Below are 18,319 nucleotides of genomic sequence, written 5' to 3' on the forward strand. Positions count from 1 at the left end.
GTTCAGGCGTGCGAGGCCTCGAGCAGCTCCCGTGCGTGGTCCCGTGCCGCTCCCGAGCCGGACCGTCCGGCGAGCATCCGGGCCAGCTCCCCGACCCGGTCCTCGCCGTCCAGGCTGGCCACGTCCGAGGTGGTGAAGCCGGCCTCGCTGTCCGAGTCCTTGGTCACCTTCACGTGCCGGTCGGCGAACGCCGCCACCTGGGGCAGGTGGGTCACCACGATCACCTGCACGTGCCGCGCCAGCCGGGCGAGCCGGCGCCCGATCTGCACGGCCGCCTCGCCGCCCACCCCGGCGTCGACCTCGTCGAACACGAAGGTGGGGACCGGGTCGGTGGCGGCCAGCACCACCTCCAGCGCCAGCATGACGCGGGACAGCTCGCCACCGGAGGCCCCCTTGCCCAGGGGCCGGGGTTCGGCTCCGGCGTGCGGCTGGAGCAGCAGCCGGATCTCGTCCGCCCCGTGCGGGCCGGGCTCCCCACCCGTGGAGACGGTGGCGTGGAAGGAGGCGTCCGGCATGGACAGGGCGTGCAGCTCCTCACTGACCAGTCCGGAGAGCTCCCGCGCGGCCTCGCCGCGCAACCTGGTCAGCTCGGCGGCCCCGGCCAGGACCTGCTGCTCCAGCCGGGCCACCTCGGCGGTCAGCTCGTCGATCCGCCCGGAGTCCCCCTGGAGCTCCTCCAACCGGGGCCGGTGGGTCTCGGCCCAGGCGATCACGTCGGCCAGCTCGGGCCCGTAGAGACGCATCAGGCGGGTGAGCTCGGCCAGCCGGGACTGCGCCGTGTCCAGGTCGGCGCCGGCGTCGTCGTCCAACCGCGCCGCGTACCCGGCCAGGTCACCGGAGATGTCCGCCAGCAGAATGCCAGCCTCAGCCAGGCGACGGGCCATCCCGGACAGGTCCTCGTCCTGGCCCGGTGCCGCCAGCAGCGACTGCCGGGCGGACTCGATGAGGGCCTCGGCGGAGGGGATCTCCACCGTCTCCGCGGCATCTGCACCGGCCAGGTGCGCGTGGGCCCCCAGGGAGGCGGCCCGGAGCTCCTCGACGTTCTCGAGCCGCTCGATCATCGCCCGGACCGCCGCGTCCTCCCCCGCCTCGACCGCGGCGTGGTCGATCTCCTCGAGTGAGCGTTGCAGGTTCTCGGCCTCGCGGGCACGGTCCTGCTCGTGCGTGGTGATCTCCGCCAGTTCCGCGGCGGACTGCTTCCACGCCTCGTAGTCCCGGCGGTAGGCGGTCAGGGCCTCGGCCACGGCGGTGCCGGCGAAGGAGTCCAGGGCGTGGCGCTGGGCGGCCGGTGACTTCAGCCGCAGCTGGTCGGTCTGGCCGTGGACAGCCACGAGGTGCTCGCCCAGCTCGCCCAGCAGGGCCACGGGAACACCCCGTCCCCCGGCGGACGCCCGGGACCGGCCCGAGGACCCGGCGGCCCCCACGGACCGGGTGACCACGAGCGCCGGCTCTGCCCCGTCGTCGGTGTCGGCGTCGTCGTCCAGCACCGCCCCGGCCTCCGCGGCCAGTCCGAGGGCGGCGTTGCCGGGGGCGAGCCGGAACCCCGCCTCCACGGTGGCCCGGGAGGCGCCGTGGCGGACGGCCCCGGCATCTGCGCGGGCACCGAGCAGCAGGTTCAGGGCCGTCACCACCATGGTCTTGCCCGCGCCGGTCTCGCCCGTCACCACGGTGAAGCCGGGATCCAGCTCCACGGTGGCATCACCGATGACGCCCAGGCCATGGATGGACAGGTACTCGATCATTCCGGCGAACCGTCCTCTCGGGCGTCTCGCGGGATCACGGGCATCGCGGCGGTGGCCGGCGGGACCACCCCCGGCCGCGGCGCCAGGTGGTGGGGTTCCACCACGGAGACGCCGCGGACCGAGGAGGGATCCGCGGCCGGCCGACGCGACCCGGAGCGCGACTCCCGCGCCGCGGCCTCGGCGCGGTCCTGGGCGGTGATGGGCCCGCGCCAGCCCTTGGTGGGAAGATTGAACTTGCGCACCAGCCGCTCGGTGAACGGCGTGCGGGACAACCGCGCGATGCGCACCGGCTGCGGCGAGCGGGTGACCTCCACGCGGGAGCCGAGGGGCAGGTCAATGGTCCGCCGCCCGTCGCACCACAGCACGCCCGGCTCGTTGGTGCGCGGCAGCACCTCCACCGTGAGCACGGAGTCCGGGGAGACGACCAGCGGCTTGGCGAAGAGCGCGTGGGCGCTGATCGGCACCATGAGCATCGCCTGGACCTCCGGCCACACCACGGGCCCGCCCGCCGAGAAGGCATAGGCCGTGGACCCGGTGGGGGTCGCCATGACCACGCCGTCACAGCCGTAGGTGGAGATCGGGCTGCCGTCCACGGCGGTGACCACCTCGAGCATCCGCTCACGATTGGACTTCTCCACGCTGGCCTCGTTCAGCGCCCAGGTGCGGGCCACGAGCTCCTCGCCCTGGAACACGCGGACATCGATCGCCATCCGTTCCTCGACGCTGTAGTCCCGCGCCACCACGGCCTCCACCGTGCGGCTCAGGTCGGTCCGCTCGGATTCGGCCAGGAAGCCGACGTGGCCCAGGTTGACGGCCAGCAGCGGCAGTCCGGAGTCACGCACCAGTTCCGCGGCGCGCAACACAGATCCGTCACCGCCGAGCACCACCCCGAGGCTGACCTCGGAGAGCGGGCAGTCCACGCCGAGGGTCTCCGGGGCCGATCGGAGCGGGGGCACCACGCCCAGCCGCACGGCCTCACGGATGGACTCCACGTCGCTGCCCAGCAGGACCGGCACCAACCCGGACTCCTGCAACTCGGTGCAGGTGTGGACGGCTGCCCGGATGGCGTCCTCGCGTCCGGTGTGGGCGAGGACCAGGATTTTGCGGGGCATGGCCACAAGGATACCCACCGTCACCGCCGGTTCAGGCCCAGTCCACAGTGTGCCCGTCCAGCCAGGCCTCCCCGTCCGGCACGAGCTCCTCCCCCGCGTCCGCCGGACGGTCCAGCCAGAGGAAGAACTCCACGTTGCCGTCCTGGCCGGGCAACGGCGAGCGGGCGATCCCGCGTGGTCGCAGCCCCGCGGTTCCGGCGGCGTCGAGCACCCCGGTGACCGCCCGGCGTCGTTGACCGGGGTCCACCACCACGCCGGTCTTGGGCAGCGCCCGCCGACCGACCTCGAACTGCGGCTTGACCATCAGCACCAGGTCCGCCCCGGGCCGGCAGACGCCGGCCAGCGGACCGAGCACCAGGCACAGGGAGATGAAGGAGAGGTCGGACACCACCAGGTCCACCGGACCACCGAGGTGTTCGGCGTCCAGGTCCCGGACGTTGCAGCCCTCATGGACCTCCACGCGGGGCTCCGCCCGGAGCTCGTCCACGAGCTGGTCATGGCCCACGTCCACGGCCAGCACCCGCTCGGCTCCGGCCCGGAGCAGGACGTCGGTGAAACCTCCGGTGGAGGCCCCGGCGTCCAGGCACCGCAACCCGGAGGGCACGACGTCGGCGAACACCTCGAGCGCGCCGGCCAGCTTGTGCCCGGCCCGGGAGACGTACCGCGGGCCGGAGTCACGCAGGGCGACCCGGTCCCCCGGGGCGCAGCGGGCGGAGGACTTGGTCACGGTGGTGCCGTTGACGGTCACCTCGCCGGCGGCGATGAGCCCCGCCGCCTCACTGCGGGAACGCGCCAGCCCGCGCCGGGCGAGGGCCACGTCGAGGCGGCTGGCGGGTCCCGCGCCCTGGCCGCCGCTCACGAGAGCCCCGGAAGCCGGGGCTGGTGCTCCAGCAGCTGGGCCAGCGAGTCCAGGGCCGTCCGGTAGGCCTCGATCTCCTCCTCGGGGCTCGCGTCCTGGAGCCCCTGGAGTCCGCGGAGGATCTCGTCGGCGGCCGGATCACCGGTCCCGGTGGCGTTCGCTTGCCCGGTCACCGTGGTTCCCCCCTCAGGGCGGGCAGGGCGTCGATGATCCAGGTGGGGCACTGTTCCGGGGCGGCCTCCGCGGCCGTGGCCTCGGTGTCCACCCCGGTCAGCACGAGCGCGGTGTCGAATCCCGCCCGGTTGCCGCCGAGGATGTCCGTGTCCAGCCGGTCCCCCACCACAAGGGGGTTCCGGGCGCCGAGCGCCTCGGCCGCGCGGAGGAACAGCAGTGGCTCCGGCTTGCCGGCCGCACGGGGCCGGGTGCCCGTGGCGCGCGAGACCGCCTCGATCAGGGCGCCGTTGCCGGGGGCGATCCCCTCGGCCCGGGGAATGGTCAGGTCGGTGTTCGTGGCGATCCACTCGGCGCCGCGGCGGATGGCGAAGGAGGCCTGGGCCAGGTCCGCCCAGGACACGGCCGGATCGAATCCCTGGATCACGGCGTCCGGTCGGTCTGCGGCGCCGGCGACGACCCGGTGGCCCGCGCGCTCCACCTCACCGCGCAGGAAGTCCGAACCCACCACCAGCACGGCAGCCGGCCGTCCGGGGTCCGGGCCGCGTGGAGCGGAGGCCGCCAACACGTCGCTCAGCAGGGCCACCCCGGCGGGAGCCGAGCCGAAGACCTGCCCGGCGGTGACGTCGAGTCCGAAGCCCCGCAGATGCGCTGCCACCTCCTGCGGGGACCGTGAGGCGTTGTTGGTCACGTAGGCCACCGGGATGCCGCGCCCGCCCAGCTCGTGCAAGGTCTGCACCGCGCCGTCGATGGCCTCGTCGCCGGCGTAGACGACCCCGTCGAGGTCGCACAGGACGGCGTCATGACCGCCGTAGAAGACCGGGTGCGCCATGGCTCAGCGGTCCCGGGGGTCCTGCTCGTCGGGCTCAGGATCCTCTCCGCCGGGGGCCTCCACCGTGTCCATGGACTTCAGGTCCTCCTTGGCCAGGGCGTCCGGCATCCCCTGGTCCTCCTCCGGGGCGGGCGCCGGCGGCACGAGGTCACGCGCGCGGGGCCGCCGCTCCTGCCTCGGGCTGTCCACCTCGTCGTCCAGACCGAAGTCCACGATCTCCGGATCCTCGAATTCGCCGATTCCCAGCGCCCGTTCCGCCACGACGGCCTGGCGTTCCCACGCCGAGGCCTCCTCGAGGCGGCCGGCCTCCTCCAGAGCGTCGGCATAGGCGCGGAACAGCCGCGGGCTGAAGGAGAAGCCACGGTTGCGGTCCAGCTCGGGGATCTGCAGCACGGCCAACGCGGAGCCGAGGTCGCCGAGATCCCGGTGGACTCCGGAGAGCACCATGACCAGTTCCACACGGACAGGCCGGTCCAGGCTGGACTGGTCCACCTCGCCCGCCAGCTCCAGGGCCTTCTCGTGCCGGCCCAGGGCACGCTCGCTGTCCACCATCTCCGGCACATGGGTGTTGTCCCCCGTGATCCGGCGATAGGTCCGGAACTCGCGCAGCGCCTCAGCATACTCACCGGCGCCATAGGCGGTCAGCCCCACCGCCTCACGGACGCAACCGAGACGTCCGCCCCGTCGACTCGCGGCCAGCGCGTGCTCAAAGGCCAGCTGCGGATCGATGTCCAACAGGCGGCCGGCCATCACAAGGTGGCGGGCCACCCACGGGCGGTTCCGCTCATCCAGGGTGTCCAGCTCGCGGCTCGTCGCCCGGTCCAGCTCCTTGCCGGTGATGTCCTCATCGATCTCCGGGGACTTGGCGCGGTCGGGCCGATTCGCGCTGCGCAGGTCACTGGGGTTGTGCACCGCCGGCCGGTCGTCCCGGCGTGGTCCCCCGTTGTGGCGCGCCCCGAGGCGCTCCTGGCGCGGGCCACCACCCGAGGAGCTCCGACCGCCCCGTCCGGACCGCTCGGAGGCCGAGCCACCACCGCGGGCGCCACCGCGTGAGCGGTCGCCGGAACCCCGCTCCGGGCGACCGCCGTTCTGGCGACGCGGTCGGTCCGACGAGCCGGAATGGTCCTGGTTCTCGGGCATCCGGAGATCCTCTCTATGGTTGAGACAACGACGCAACGAACCTCTCTGGCACGAGCGCCCGTCAGCCACACCAGCGTAGCCGACCTGCAGAAAACGACGGGGTCAGGCGGGCACTGTCACCAGCCCTGCATCGAGTCCCTTAAACAAGAAGGGCCCCGCACGTTCAGTGCGGGGCCCTTCCCTCAATGGTTGTCCGGCGGCGTCCTACTCTCCCACATCCTCCCGGATGCAGTACCATCGGCGCAGTGGGCCTTAGCTTCCGGGTTCGGAATGGGACCGGGCGTTTCCCCCACGCTATGACCGCCGTAACTCTTTCACCCATCGGTTGACACCATGCCTCCCCCTCAGACTGGCTGGGGGTGGGTGTCGGTCGTGGGTAGTCTGTGGTTACAACTTGACTGTTGCACTGTTCAGTTTTTTGGGGTTGTTGTTTCGCAACCGCATAGTGGACGCTACGCATCTGGCCAACCCGTGCACCGCCTTGTTGGGGGGTGTTGGGTGTTGGTTGTGTGTGTAAGTTATCGGCCTATTAGTACCGGTCGGCTTCGCAAGTCGTTAGTCCTTGCTTCCACGTCCGGCCTATCAACCCAGTGATCTGCTGGGGGCCTCCCACGGAAAATCCGTGTGGAAATCTCATCTCGAAGCTGGCTTCCCGCTTAGATGCTTTCAGCGGTTATCCGTCCCGAACGTAGCTAATCAGCGGTGCACCTGGCGGTACAACTGACATACCAGAGGTTCGTCCGTCCCGGTCCTCTCGTACTAAGGACAGACCTTCTCAAATTTCCTGCGCGCGCAGAGGATAGGGACCGAACTGTCTCACGACGTTCTGAACCCAGCTCGCGTACCGCTTTAATGGGCGAACAGCCCAACCCTTGGGACCTACTCCAGCCCCAGGATGCGACGAGCCGACATCGAGGTGCCAAACCATGCCGTCGATATGGACTCTTGGGCAAGATCAGCCTGTTATCCCCGAGGTACCTTTTATCCGTTGAGCGACGGCCCTTCCACGAGGTGCCGCCGGATCACTAGTCCCGACTTTCGTCCCTGCTCGAGATGCCTCTCTCACAGTCAAGCCCCCTTGTGCACTTGCACTCGACACCTGATTGCCAACCAGGCTGAGGGGACCTTTGGGCGCCTCCGTTACATTTTGGGAGGCAACCGCCCCAGTTAAACTACCCATCAGGCACTGTCCCTGACCCGGATCACGGGCCGAAGTTAGATGTCCAGAGTGACCAGAGTGGTATTTCAACGATGACTCCACCAGAACTAGCGTCCCAGCTTCAACGTCTCCCACCTATCCTACACAAGCCACACCGAACACCAATACCAAACTATAGTAAAGGTCTCGGGGTCTTTCCGTCCTTCTGCGCGTAACGAGCATCTTTACTCGTAGTGCAATTTCGCCGAGTTCACGGTTGAGACAGCGGGGAAGTCGTTACTCCATTCGTGCAGGTCGGAACTTACCCGACAAGGAATTTCGCTACCTTAGGATGGTTATAGTTACCACCGCCGTTTACTGGGGCTTAAATTCTCCGCTTCGCCTTACGGCTAACAGGTCCTCTTAACCTTCCAGCACCGGGCAGGAGTCAGTCCGTATACATCGTCTTGCGACTTCGCACGGACCTGTGTTTTTGATAAACAGTCGCTTCCCCCTGGTCTCTGCGGCCCCGATCCCCTCCGGAACGCGTGGTTCCTTCAAGGTTGGGGCCCCCCTTCTCCCGAAGTTACGGGGGCATTTTGCCGAGTTCCTTAACCATGATTCTCTCGATCGCCTTAGTATTCTCTACCTGACCACCTGTGTCGGTTTGGGGTACGGGCGGCTAGAACCTCGCGTCGATGCTTTTCTTGGCAGCATAGGATCACCGGATCCCCCACCTAGTGGGGGCCTATCGGGTCTCAGGCTTCACGCCCGGCGGATTTACCAACCGGACACCCTACGCCCTTGGACCAGGTCATTTCCATTGCCTGGCCCGGCTACCTTCCTGCGTCACACCTGTTAATACGCTTGCCTTGCCGGTTCAGGTCCCGCGCTTACCTCCCACGCACCCCGAAGGGTGTCTAGGAAGGCTCGGGCGGTTAGTATCACCGGTTCAGCAGGGGCGGTTCTTCGCCGGTACGGGAATATCAACCCGTTGTCCATCGACTACGCCTGTCGGCCTCGCCTTAGGTCCCGACTTACCCAGGGCAGATTAGCTTGACCCTGGAACCCTTGGTCATCCGGCGGACGGGTTTCTCACCCGTCTTTCGCTACTCATGCCTGCATTCTCACTCGTGCACAATCCACCAACGCTTCCGCCCTGGCTTCACCTCGTACACGACGCTCCCCTACCCAACCAGAAAAACTTCTGATTGCCACGGTTTCGGCGGTGTGCTTGAGCCCCGCTACATTGTCGGCGCGGAATCACTTGACCAGTGAGCTATTACGCACTCTTTCAAGGGTGGCTGCTTCTAAGCCAACCTCCTGGTTGTCACAGCAACTCCACATCCTTTCCCACTTAGCACACGCTTAGGGGCCTTAACCGGTGGTCTGGGCTGTTTCCCTCTCGACCATGAAGCTTATCCCCCACGGTCTCACTGCCACGCTCTGACTTCCCGGCATTCGGAGTTTGGCTGACGTCAGTAACCTTGTAGGGCCCATCTGCCATCCAGTAGCTCTACCTCCGGGAAGAAACACGTGACGCTGCACCTAAATGCATTTCGGGGAGAACCAGCTATCACGGAGTTTGATTGGCCTTTCACCCCTACCCACAGCTCATCCCCTCCATTTTCAACTGAAGTGGGTTCGGTCCTCCACGCGCTCTTACACGCGCTTCAACCTGGCCATGGGTAGATCACTCCGCTTCGGGTCTAGACCGTGCCACTCAAACGCCCTATTCAGACTCGCTTTCGCTACGGCTTCCCCACACGGGTTAACCTCGCGACACAGCACTAACTCGCAGGCTCATTCTTCAAAAGGCACGCCGTCACCCACACCCCCCCAAAAGGAAGGCCAGGCTCCGACGGATTGTAGGCACATGGTTTCAGGTACTATTTCACTCCCCTCCCGGGGTGCTTTTCACCATTCCCTCACGGTACTGATCCGCTATCGGTCAACAGGTAGTATTCAGGCTTACCAGGTGGTCCTGGCAGATTCACACGGGATTTCTCGGGCCCCGTGCTACTCGGGAACATTCTCTAAGCGGCGGAATGCATTACAACTACGGGACTCTCACCCTCTACGGTCAGCCATCCAAAGCTGTTCGCCTATACACCCGCACCTCACCACGACAGTCCGGCAGAACCATCACGAAAAGTCCCACAACCCCGACCACGCAACCCCTGCCGGGTATCACGCGTGAACGGTTTAGCCCCATCCGCTTTCGCTCGCCACTACTCACGGAATCACATTTTGTTTTCTCTTCCTGCAGGTACTGAGATGTTTCACTTCCCTGCGTTCCCTCCAACCGGCCTATGTGTTCAACCGGCGGTCACACGAACAACGTCGTGCGGGGTTTCCCCATTCGGACATCCTGGGATCAACGTCCGGTTATCGACTCCCCCAGGCTTATCGCAGATTCCCACGTCCTTCATCGGCTCCTGTTGCCAAGGCATCCACCATGCGCCCTGAAAAACTTAGCCACACAAGGCCAAGCCCTCAATGAGCACCCACCCCCCAATCCGAAGACCAAGAGGCAGGATTCAAAAGATGACTACATTCTCGGCGCCACCACACACCACCAGGGGGCAGTATGCGATGACAATAAAAATAAGATGCTCGCGTCCACTATGCAGTTCCCAAACAACAACCCGCACCACACCCCCACACCACCAACACCCCCCCCAAAGGAGAGCGCCCACGTGATGCTTCAGCGCGGCCGGAACCAGGACCAGACCCCCCAAAGGAGATCCACCCGGATCAACCACCTCCACACCCCACCACACACCCGAAAGCGTGCAGCAGAGCCGCGGGAAGCGGCCGGTCCTGTTGTCCCAGGACCCAACAGTGTGCCAAGACCCCCATCCCTCCGGATCCAGTGATTCCCCTTCCACACGCCGGCGCGACACCCCAGGCAACACCCAGAGCGCCCATTCCATTAGCGCAGTACTACGAGACCACCAGCCGGTACGACCAGGGCACTATTCATTGATGTTCCACCCATGAGCAACCCGCCGACCCACACGCGGGGCCGCAACGGGCACTACACCTGAACCACAACACCCACCAACACCACGGTCGGGGGCTTGTTTGGCTAGGGGCTCCTTAGAAAGGAGGTGATCCAGCCGCACCTTCCGGTACGGCTACCTTGTTACGACTTAGTCCCAATCGCCAGTCCCACCTTCGACGGCTCCCCCCACAAGGGTTGGGCCACCGGCTTCGGGTGTTACCGACTTTCGTGACTTGACGGGCGGTGTGTACAAGGCCCGGGAACGTATTCACCGCAGCGTTGCTGATCTGCGATTACTAGCGACTCCGACTTCATGGGGTCGAGTTGCAGACCCCAATCCGAACTGAGACCGGCTTTTTGGGATTAGCTCCACCTCACAGTATCGCAACCCATTGTACCGGCCATTGTAGCATGCGTGAAGCCCAAGACATAAGGGGCATGATGATTTGACGTCGTCCCCACCTTCCTCCGAGTTGACCCCGGCAGTCTCCCATGAGTCCCCGGCATAACCCGCTGGCAACATGGAACGAGGGTTGCGCTCGTTGCGGGACTTAACCCAACATCTCACGACACGAGCTGACGACAACCATGCACCACCTGTGAACCCGCCCCAAAGGGGAAAGACCATCTCTGGCCCGGTCGGGAACATGTCAAGCCTTGGTAAGGTTCTTCGCGTTGCATCGAATTAATCCGCATGCTCCGCCGCTTGTGCGGGCCCCCGTCAATTCCTTTGAGTTTTAGCCTTGCGGCCGTACTCCCCAGGCGGGGCACTTAATGCGTTAGCTGCGGCGCGGAAAACGTGGAATGTCCCCCACACCTAGTGCCCAACGTTTACGGCATGGACTACCAGGGTATCTAATCCTGTTCGCTCCCCATGCTTTCGCTCCTCAGCGTCAGTAACAGCCCAGAGACCTGCCTTCGCCATCGGTGTTCCTCCTGATATCTGCGCATTTCACCGCTACACCAGGAATTCCAGTCTCCCCTACTGCACTCTAGTCTGCCCGTACCCACCGCAGATCCGGGGTTAAGCCCCGGACTTTCACGGCAGACGCGACAAACCGCCTACGAGCTCTTTACGCCCAATAATTCCGGATAACGCTCGCGCCCTACGTATTACCGCGGCTGCTGGCACGTAGTTAGCCGGCGCTTCTTCTGCAGGTACCGTCACTTTCGCTTCTTCCCTACTGAAAGAGGTTTACAACCCGAAGGCCGTCATCCCTCACGCGGCGTCGCTGCATCAGGCTTGCGCCCATTGTGCAATATTCCCCACTGCTGCCTCCCGTAGGAGTCTGGGCCGTGTCTCAGTCCCAGTGTGGCCGGTCACCCTCTCAGGCCGGCTACCCGTCGTCGCCTTGGTGAGCCATTACCTCACCAACAAGCTGATAGGCCGCGAGTCCATCCAAGACCGATAAATCTTTCCACCCCCATACCATGCGGCAGGAGGTCGTATCCGGTATTAGACCCAGTTTCCCGGGCTTATCCCAGAGTCAAGGGAAGGTTACTCACGTGTTACTCACCCGTTCGCCACTCATCCACCCCAGCAAGCTGGAGCTTCAGCGTTCGACTTGCATGTGTTAAGCACGCCGCCAGCGTTCATCCTGAGCCAGGATCAAACTCTCCGTAAAAACTTACAAAAGAAACAACAACCAACCCAGCGGAAAACCAGGCCAGCCATCATTCAATCCATGGCAAAACCACCAGCACACACGGGGTGCACGCCGGCAGCTATAACCAATCAAAAAATTGGCATCAACAAACTTGGCACACTATTGAGTTCTCAAACAACAGGCACATGATGACTACTCACAAAGAATCCGGTCAAACCGGGGAAATCTTTGCTTTTCCCATCTGCGGCTTTTCAAGCTTAGTTCTTCGTTTCCCTCCCGTCAAATCGGCGTTTCCGGCGATTCTCTGGGCTAGAACTGAAGTCCCGTTCACTACTCCGGCTCTCCACGCCGCCGCTTCAGCGACTGGCTTGTTGCTCCGAAGCAACTTTTCTAGCTTAGAACCTTGTTCCCATCTCGTCAAATCGGCGTTTCCGGCGATTTTTTGTTCTGGAAATCATCAGCTCTTGAGTTATTTCCATCTAGGAATAAGTGATGACCACACAGGGGTTCAATCACATCTTCGCTACATGTTCCGCACCTCATGCGGGCCACTGACATTACACCGTTGAGGGCGCAGTAGTCTAGGCCTGCATTTCAGTTCGGGGTTGACCGCCGATTTCCCGCTTTCGCGGCTGGCGACTTGAAGAACTATACACACGGATCCACGTGCTGGCAAAACCCGCCGCGGCCCGCCCGAGATCCCCGTGGTTCCGCGTGTTTCCGGGGTTCTCGGCCCCCCGTGGGCGCCACCGCCCGGGAACTGTGAGGCAGGTCTCCCGGGCGATCACGCCCTCACGCCTTCCGTCCGTCACGCGCTCAGGTCCACCATCGCCAGGTGCTTCTTGCCCCGGCGCACCAGCAGGTACCTGCCGTGCAACGCCTGCCCGGTGCCAAAGGCGGCCTCGGCGTCCGACACCTTCACGTTGTTCACGGAGGCCCCGCCGTCCTGGACCGTCCGGCGCGCCTCCGAGTTGGAGGACGAGAGTCCGGTGGCCACCAGCAGCTCCACGATCCCGACGGCTCCGCCGGCACCCAGGCCGGGGACCGCCGTCGGGAGTTCCGCGGTGGCGGCCGCGAGCGTACCCTCGTCCACGGAGGCCAGGTCCCCCTGACCGAAGAGGGCCGCGGAGGCGTCGATGACCTTGCGGGTCGCCTCCTCGCCGTGCACCAGGGAGGTGACCTCCCAGGCGAGGGTCTTCTGCGCCTCGCGCCGGAACGGCTCGGCGGCGACCTTCACCGCGAGGGCCTCGATCTGCTCGCGGTGCAGGAACGTGAAGACCTTGAGCCGGTCGATCACGTCCGCGTCCGCGGTGTTGAGCCAGAACTGGTAGAAGGTGAAGGCCGAGCACATCTGGGCGTCCAGCCAGATGGCGTTGCCCTCGGACTTGCCGAACTTGGTGCCGTCCGAGTTGGTGATCAGCGGTGTGCCGATGGCGTGGGCGGAGACCCCCTCCACCTTGCGGATCAGGTCCGTGCCCGAGGTCAGGTTGCCCCACTGGTCCGAGCCTCCCGTCTGCAGCACGCAGCCGTAGTCCCGGTGAAGGTTCAGGAAGTCCATCCCCTGCAGCACCTGGTAGGAGAACTCGGTGTACGAGATGCCCTCTTCCGAGTTCAGCCGCTTGGCCACGGTCTCCTTCTTGACCATGGTGCCCACCCGGAAGTGCTTGCCGATGTCCCGCAGGAAGTCCAAGGCGCTGAGCTGGCCGGTCCAGTCCAGGTTGTTGACCATCCGGGCGGCGTTGTCCCCCTCGAAGGAGAGGAAGCGCTCGATCTGCCCGCGCAGGTACCCCACCCACTCGGTGACGGTGTCCCGGTCGTTCAGCACCCGCTCGGCGCTCTGCCGCGGGTCCCCGATCAGGCCGGTGGAACCGCCGACCAGCCCCAGCGGGCGGTGCCCGGCCAGCTGGAGGCGGCGCAGCACCAGGATCTGCACGAGGTTGCCCAGGTGCAGCGAGGCGGCTGTCGGGTCGAAGCCGCAGTAGTACGTGATCGGATCCCCGGAGAGCAGCTCCTCGAGGGCGGTCTCGTCCGTGGACACCTGCACGAGCCCGCGCCACTGCAGCTCCTGCCAGATGTTCGCGAACGAGGGGTCATTGGTCTGTCCGGCCAGGGCCGGGTTCACGGCGGCAGGGCCGGTGGACGTGGTGGTCACTTTGAAGAGCCTCTCAGGGGTGTCTACAGGATGAAGGTCAGGGCCCGACGCCGGCCGGCCGGCTACCGCAGCCCGGCCGGCAGCTCGCCGGTGGTCAGCACGCGCAGCGTCTGGGTGGAGCGGGTCATCGCCACATAGAGGTCGCCGACGACGCCGCCGGCCTCCCGGACGATCTGCTCCGGCTCGAGCAGCACCACCGCATCGAACTCCAGGCCCTTGGCCTCGCCCGGGGTGGTGGCCACGATGTCCTGGCCGAGGCCCCCGCCGCCGGAGCCGACGCGGTCTGCGTAGGTGGCGCGCAGCATCTCGGCGACCTCCCGCTCGAGGGACACCGGCGCGATCACGGCGAGCAGGCCGCCGTCGATCCTCTCCAGGTCCTCGGCGACCCCGGCCAGCAGGGCCGCCTCCCGCTCGGCCGTGCCCACCCGGGTCACGGTCGGCTCCCAGTCACCCTCGCGGACGGCCTGCGGGGTGGACACCGGCAGGCCGGCGGCCTGGGCCACGGTGGCCGCCATCCGCGTGATCCTGGCCGGCGTGCGGTAGTTCACGGTCAGCTCCTCCAGCCGCCAGCGGTCCTGGACGAAGGGCTCGAGCGCCTCCGCCCAGGAGGTCACGTCCGCCGCCGAGGAGGCCTGGGCGATGTCTCCCACGATCGTGAACGACTTCAGCGGACACCGGCGCATCAGCAGCCGCCACTGCATGGGGGAGAGTTCCTGGGACTCGTCCACCACCACGTGCCCGTACGTCCAGGTCCGGTCCGTGGCGGCCCGCTCGGCCGCGGACACGTACTGGTCCCCGGCCTGGTTGGCGTCCACGAGGGCCTCCGCGGAGACCACCCCGTCCACGCCGAAGTCCTCGAGCATGGAGTGCACGTTCGTCAGGGTGGCCTCGGCATTGGCCAGGTCCCGCTTGCGGGCTGCCTTCTGGTCGGCCTGGGCACGGCCGGCGGAGGCGTCCCACTCCCCCAGCAGCTCCGCGGCCTCGTCCAGGAGCGGGACGTCCGCCTCGGTCCAGGGGTCCTCGGCGGCCCGCAGCAGCCGGCGCCGCTGCTTGGCCTTGAGGAAGGGGGCGGCCATCTCGAGGTGCTCGGGCTTGGAGAACAGGTCCGTCAGCAGCTTCTCGGGGGTCAGCGGCATCCAGCACAGGTTCAGGGCGATCCGCACGTCCCGTGAGGTGCGCACGTCCTCGGTGAGGTAGGACCGGTCGATGTTGTTGCCGGCGCCCGAGGACTTCTCCAGCTTGTCCTTGAGCTGGTCCGCCAGTTCACGCACCATGATCTTGACGAAGGTCGCGCGGGCCTCGTTGTGCGGCTTCCCGGTGGCCCGGGCCCGGTCCCGTGCCCGGCGGACCTGCTTGGGACGGATGGTCAGCACGGTGCCGGCCACGTCCACCTTGCGCGGCCCGGCGGGCAGGCGCTGGCGGTTGGCCACCGCATTGGCCACCACGTCCGCCATGAACAGCCGGCCCTTGATCTTGGCGATCCGGCGGTCCGTCTCCGGGACGGCCTTGATGCCGGGCATGAGCCGGCCGAGGGAGGACATCACCACTCCGGTCTCCCCGAGGGAGGGCAGCACGCGGTCGATGTACCGCATGAAGGACTGGGAGGGGCCCACGAGCAGCACCCCGGCCGTCTTCAGCCGGTCCCGGTGGGTGTAGAGCAGGTAGGCCGCCCGGTGCAGGGCCACCGCGGTCTTGCCCGTGCCCGGGCCGCCCTGGACCACGAGCACGCCCTTCAGGGGCGAGCGGATGATGGCGTCCTGCTCCGCCTGGATGGTGGCGACGATGTCCCCCATCTGGCCGGTGCGCCGGGCGGTGACAGCGGCCAGCAGGGCCCCGGCGCCGTGATGGACCGAGGAGTCGTCCAGCAGGGTGGCGTCCAGGACGTCGTCCTCCAGGTCCACCACGGTGCGCCCGCGCAGCATCAGGTGGCGGCGGCGGCGCACCCCGAGCCGCTGGTGGGCCGTGGCCTGGTAGAACGCCCCGGCCTCCGGAGCGCGCCAGTCCACCATGAGCCGGACCTGGTCCTCGTCCGTCAGGCCGATGCGGCCGATGTAGCGTTCGTCCCCGCCGTCCAGGTCGAGGCGGCCGAAGACCAGCCGGTCGTCCACGGCGTAGAGCTGGGCCAGACGGTCCTCGTAGAGCGTGGCGAAGGCGTCCCGTTCGGAGACGTTCTGCACCGATCCCTGGGGGCCCTCCTTGCGGACCCGGGCCAGCTGGTGCTCCTTCTCGGCACGCAGTTCGTCCAGACGCTCGTAGAGGCCGGCCACGTAGCCGCGCTCATGCTCCAGTTCGGTTTGGTGGACGGGAACCACATCAGTCATGCCTGGCACACCTTAGGGCTATCGATGGTGCCCCTGCAGGGTCCGACGAATCCGCCAGGCCCCCAGGGCACCTCGGAACGAGTGACCATCCATAGTACAGCCGTGCGGATGAACGACATCTTAATGCGGCCCGTCAGCCGCGGCGCCGGGGTTTCGCCGCCCGGTAGGTCGAGACGGACGGCTCGTCCGGAAGCCAGAACCGCCACGGGAAGTCCTCGGTCCCGCCGGGACCGGAGACCCCGGTGCGCGGACCGCTCAGGGTGCCGGGCCGGCGTCGGGACCTGATCCCGGAGAGCCACACCCCGTCCGGGACCACGGCGTCGGCCGCGGGGTCGAGCACGCTGGCCGGGGCGGGACCCGGCAACAGGGCCGAGCCGTCGTCCCCGGCCCCGATGCCCAGGCTCTGGGCCAGCCGGGCCGGGCCGGAGGCCAGCTTCGGCCCCGCAGGGGCCCTGGGACCACGGCGCCCGACGGCGGCGTCCAGCCCCGCGGTGACCTCGCCGGCCCGGACGAGGACGGCGGAGCTGGCACCCTGCGTCCCGCAGACGATGTTCAGGCACCAGTGCATCCCGTAAGTGAAGTACACGTAGATGAATCCGGCCGGGCCGAACATGGTCTCGTTGCGGGCGGTCCGGCCACGGTAGGCGTGGGAGCCGGGGTCCCGGGCCCCCTCGTAGGCCTCGACCTCCGTCAGCCGGACGCTGACCGCGGAGCCCGCCCGCGCGACCGTCAGCGTGGATCCGAGCAGCAGCGGCGCGGCCCGCAGTCCCCCGCGCTCCAGCGCCGACCAGCCTCCACCGCTCATGCCAGGACGGTGGAATCCCCGAAGGCGCGGAGCGGGGCGAGCTGCCGCTGCAGTTCGGCCAGCTGTTCCGCGACCGCCTCCGGTGCGGTGCCGCCCTGGGCGTTGCGCGAGTTCAGGGAGCCGGAGGTGGACAACACGGTGCGCACCTCGGGCGTCAGCGCCGGGGAGATCGCCGCGTAGTCCTCGTCCGTCAGGTCCCACAGCTCGACGCCGCGCGACTCGGCCACCCTGACGGCCTCGCCGGAGAGCTCGTGGGCATCGCGGAACGGCACCCCGGAGCGCACCAGCCACTCGGCGATGTCCGTGGCCAGGGCGAAGCCCTGCGGGGCCAGCTCGGCCATCCGTGGGGTGTTGAACGCCAGGGTGGCGATCATCCCGGAGACCGCGGGCAGCAGCAGCTCCAGGGTGTCCACCGCGTCGAAGACCGGTTCCTTGTCCTCCTGGAGGTCCCGGTTATAGGCCAGGGGCAGGCCCTTGAGGGTGGCCAGCAGGCCGGTCAGGTCACCGATCAGGCGGCCGGACTTGCCCCGGGCCAGCTCGGCCACGTCCGGGTTCTTCTTCTGCGGCATGATCGAGGAACCGGTGGAGTAGGCGTCGTGGAGGGTGACGAAGCCCGCCTCCTTGGTGGCCCAGAAGATGACCTCCTCGCTGATGCGGGACAGGTCCACGCCCACCATGGCGCACACCCACGCGAACTCGGCGAAGACGTCCCGGGCGGCGGTGCCGTCGATCGAGTTCCATGCCGCGGAGGTGAAGCCGAGCTCGGCGGCCACCGCGTTCGGGTCCAGGCCCAGCGAGGAACCCGCCAGCGCCCCGGAGCCGTACGGGGACACGGCCGCGCGGCGGTCCCAGTCCACGAACCGCTCCACGTCCCGGGTCATGGACCAGGCGTGGGCCAGCAGGTGGTGGCTGAGCAGGACCGGCTGGGCGTGCTGCAGGTGGGTCCGTCCCGGCATGGGGGCGTAGGGGTGTGCCTCGGCCTGGGCGATCAGCGCGTCGACCGTCTCCAGCAGCCGGGAGGCGATGACCCGGGCGTGGTCCCGCAGGAACATGCGCCCCAGCGTGGCGATCTGGTCATTGCGGGACCGTCCGGCGCGCAGCTTGCCGCCCAGGGCGGGCCCGGCCCGCTCGATCAGTCCCCGCTCGAGCGATCCGTGCACGTCCTCGTCCGTCGCGGCCGCCGTGTACGCCCCGGAGACCACGTCGGCCTCGAGCGTCTCCAGCGCGTCCAGCATGCCGGTCAGCTCGGCGTCGTCGAGCAGCCCGGCCGTGTGCAGGACGCGCGCGTGGGCGCGGGAGCCGGCGATGTCATAGCGGGCCAGCCGCCAGTCGAACTGGGTGGACTTGCTCAGCGCCGCCAGGGCGTCCGCGGGGCCGCCGGCGAACCGGCCGCCCCACAGCGAGCCCTCGTTGGTCCCGTGGCGTTCGGACAC

Annotated in this window: 10 protein-coding genes and 3 rRNA genes; all 13 read right to left on the reverse strand. The window is 67.3% G+C overall.

Features of this window, described 5'->3' with window-relative positions; translation table 11 throughout:
* Positions 1–2: 2 nt before the first annotated feature.
* Complete coding sequence (recN, locus tag RE421_RS12660) at positions 3–1,742, reverse strand: DNA repair protein RecN (RefSeq protein WP_309810492.1); 1,740 nt, start codon at positions 1,740–1,742, stop codon at positions 3–5.
* Complete coding sequence (locus RE421_RS12665; RefSeq protein ID WP_309810495.1) at positions 1,739–2,854, reverse strand: NAD kinase; 1,116 nt, start codon at positions 2,852–2,854, stop codon at positions 1,739–1,741. Before RE421_RS12665 ends, recN begins: the two co-directional genes overlap by 4 nt.
* Positions 2,855–2,885: 31 nt before the next feature.
* Positions 2,886–3,713 carry a TlyA family RNA methyltransferase gene (locus tag RE421_RS12670; protein WP_309810498.1) on the reverse strand — a complete coding sequence of 276 codons (828 nt, stop codon included), beginning with the start codon at positions 3,711–3,713 and terminating at the stop codon, positions 2,886–2,888.
* Positions 3,710–3,886, reverse strand: a complete 177-nt coding sequence (locus tag RE421_RS12675) for a hypothetical protein (RefSeq protein ID WP_309810501.1) — start codon at positions 3,884–3,886, stop codon at positions 3,710–3,712. The genes RE421_RS12670 and RE421_RS12675 overlap by 4 nt, the downstream gene beginning before the upstream one ends.
* Positions 3,883–4,716 (reverse strand): HAD-IIA family hydrolase, encoded by an 834-nt coding sequence (locus RE421_RS12680; RefSeq protein WP_309810504.1) that lies wholly within the window; start codon positions 4,714–4,716, stop codon positions 3,883–3,885. Before RE421_RS12680 ends, RE421_RS12675 begins: the two co-directional genes overlap by 4 nt.
* Before the next feature lie 3 nt (positions 4,717–4,719).
* Positions 4,720–5,856, reverse strand: a complete 1,137-nt coding sequence (locus RE421_RS12685) for a hypothetical protein (protein ID WP_309810507.1) — start codon at positions 5,854–5,856, stop codon at positions 4,720–4,722.
* 191 nt (positions 5,857–6,047) lie between these two features.
* Positions 6,048–6,164: ribosomal RNA gene (rrf, locus tag RE421_RS12690) — 5S ribosomal RNA — on the reverse strand.
* Between the two features lie 201 nt (positions 6,165–6,365).
* A 23S ribosomal RNA gene (locus RE421_RS12695) occupies positions 6,366–9,474 on the reverse strand.
* 626 nt (positions 9,475–10,100) lie between these two features.
* Positions 10,101–11,626: ribosomal RNA gene (locus RE421_RS12700) — 16S ribosomal RNA — on the reverse strand.
* The 16S, 23S and 5S rRNA genes sit together here, the layout of an rRNA operon.
* A gap of 790 nt (positions 11,627–12,416) precedes the next feature.
* Complete coding sequence (gene tyrS, locus RE421_RS12705; protein WP_309810510.1) at positions 12,417–13,760, reverse strand: tyrosine--tRNA ligase; 1,344 nt, start codon at positions 13,758–13,760, stop codon at positions 12,417–12,419.
* A 62-nt stretch (positions 13,761–13,822) separates the two neighbouring features.
* Positions 13,823–16,081: an AAA family ATPase gene (locus RE421_RS12710; RefSeq protein WP_309810513.1), complete on the reverse strand. Its 2,259-nt coding sequence runs from the start codon at positions 16,079–16,081 to the stop codon at positions 13,823–13,825.
* Positions 16,082–16,214: 133 nt separating this feature from the next.
* Complete coding sequence (locus RE421_RS12715; protein WP_309810515.1) at positions 16,215–16,886, reverse strand: DNA-3-methyladenine glycosylase; 672 nt, start codon at positions 16,884–16,886, stop codon at positions 16,215–16,217.
* The gene (gene argH, locus RE421_RS12720; RefSeq protein ID WP_309810517.1) at positions 16,883–18,319 is read right to left on the reverse strand and encodes an argininosuccinate lyase; all 1,437 of its coding nucleotides are present in this window, start codon (positions 18,317–18,319) and stop codon (positions 16,883–16,885) included. The genes RE421_RS12715 and argH overlap by 4 nt, the downstream gene beginning before the upstream one ends.

It is taken from the genome of Citricoccus sp. I39-566, from assembly GCF_031432995.1.
Taxonomy (GTDB): Bacteria; Actinomycetota; Actinomycetes; order Actinomycetales; family Micrococcaceae; genus Citricoccus; species Citricoccus nitrophenolicus_A.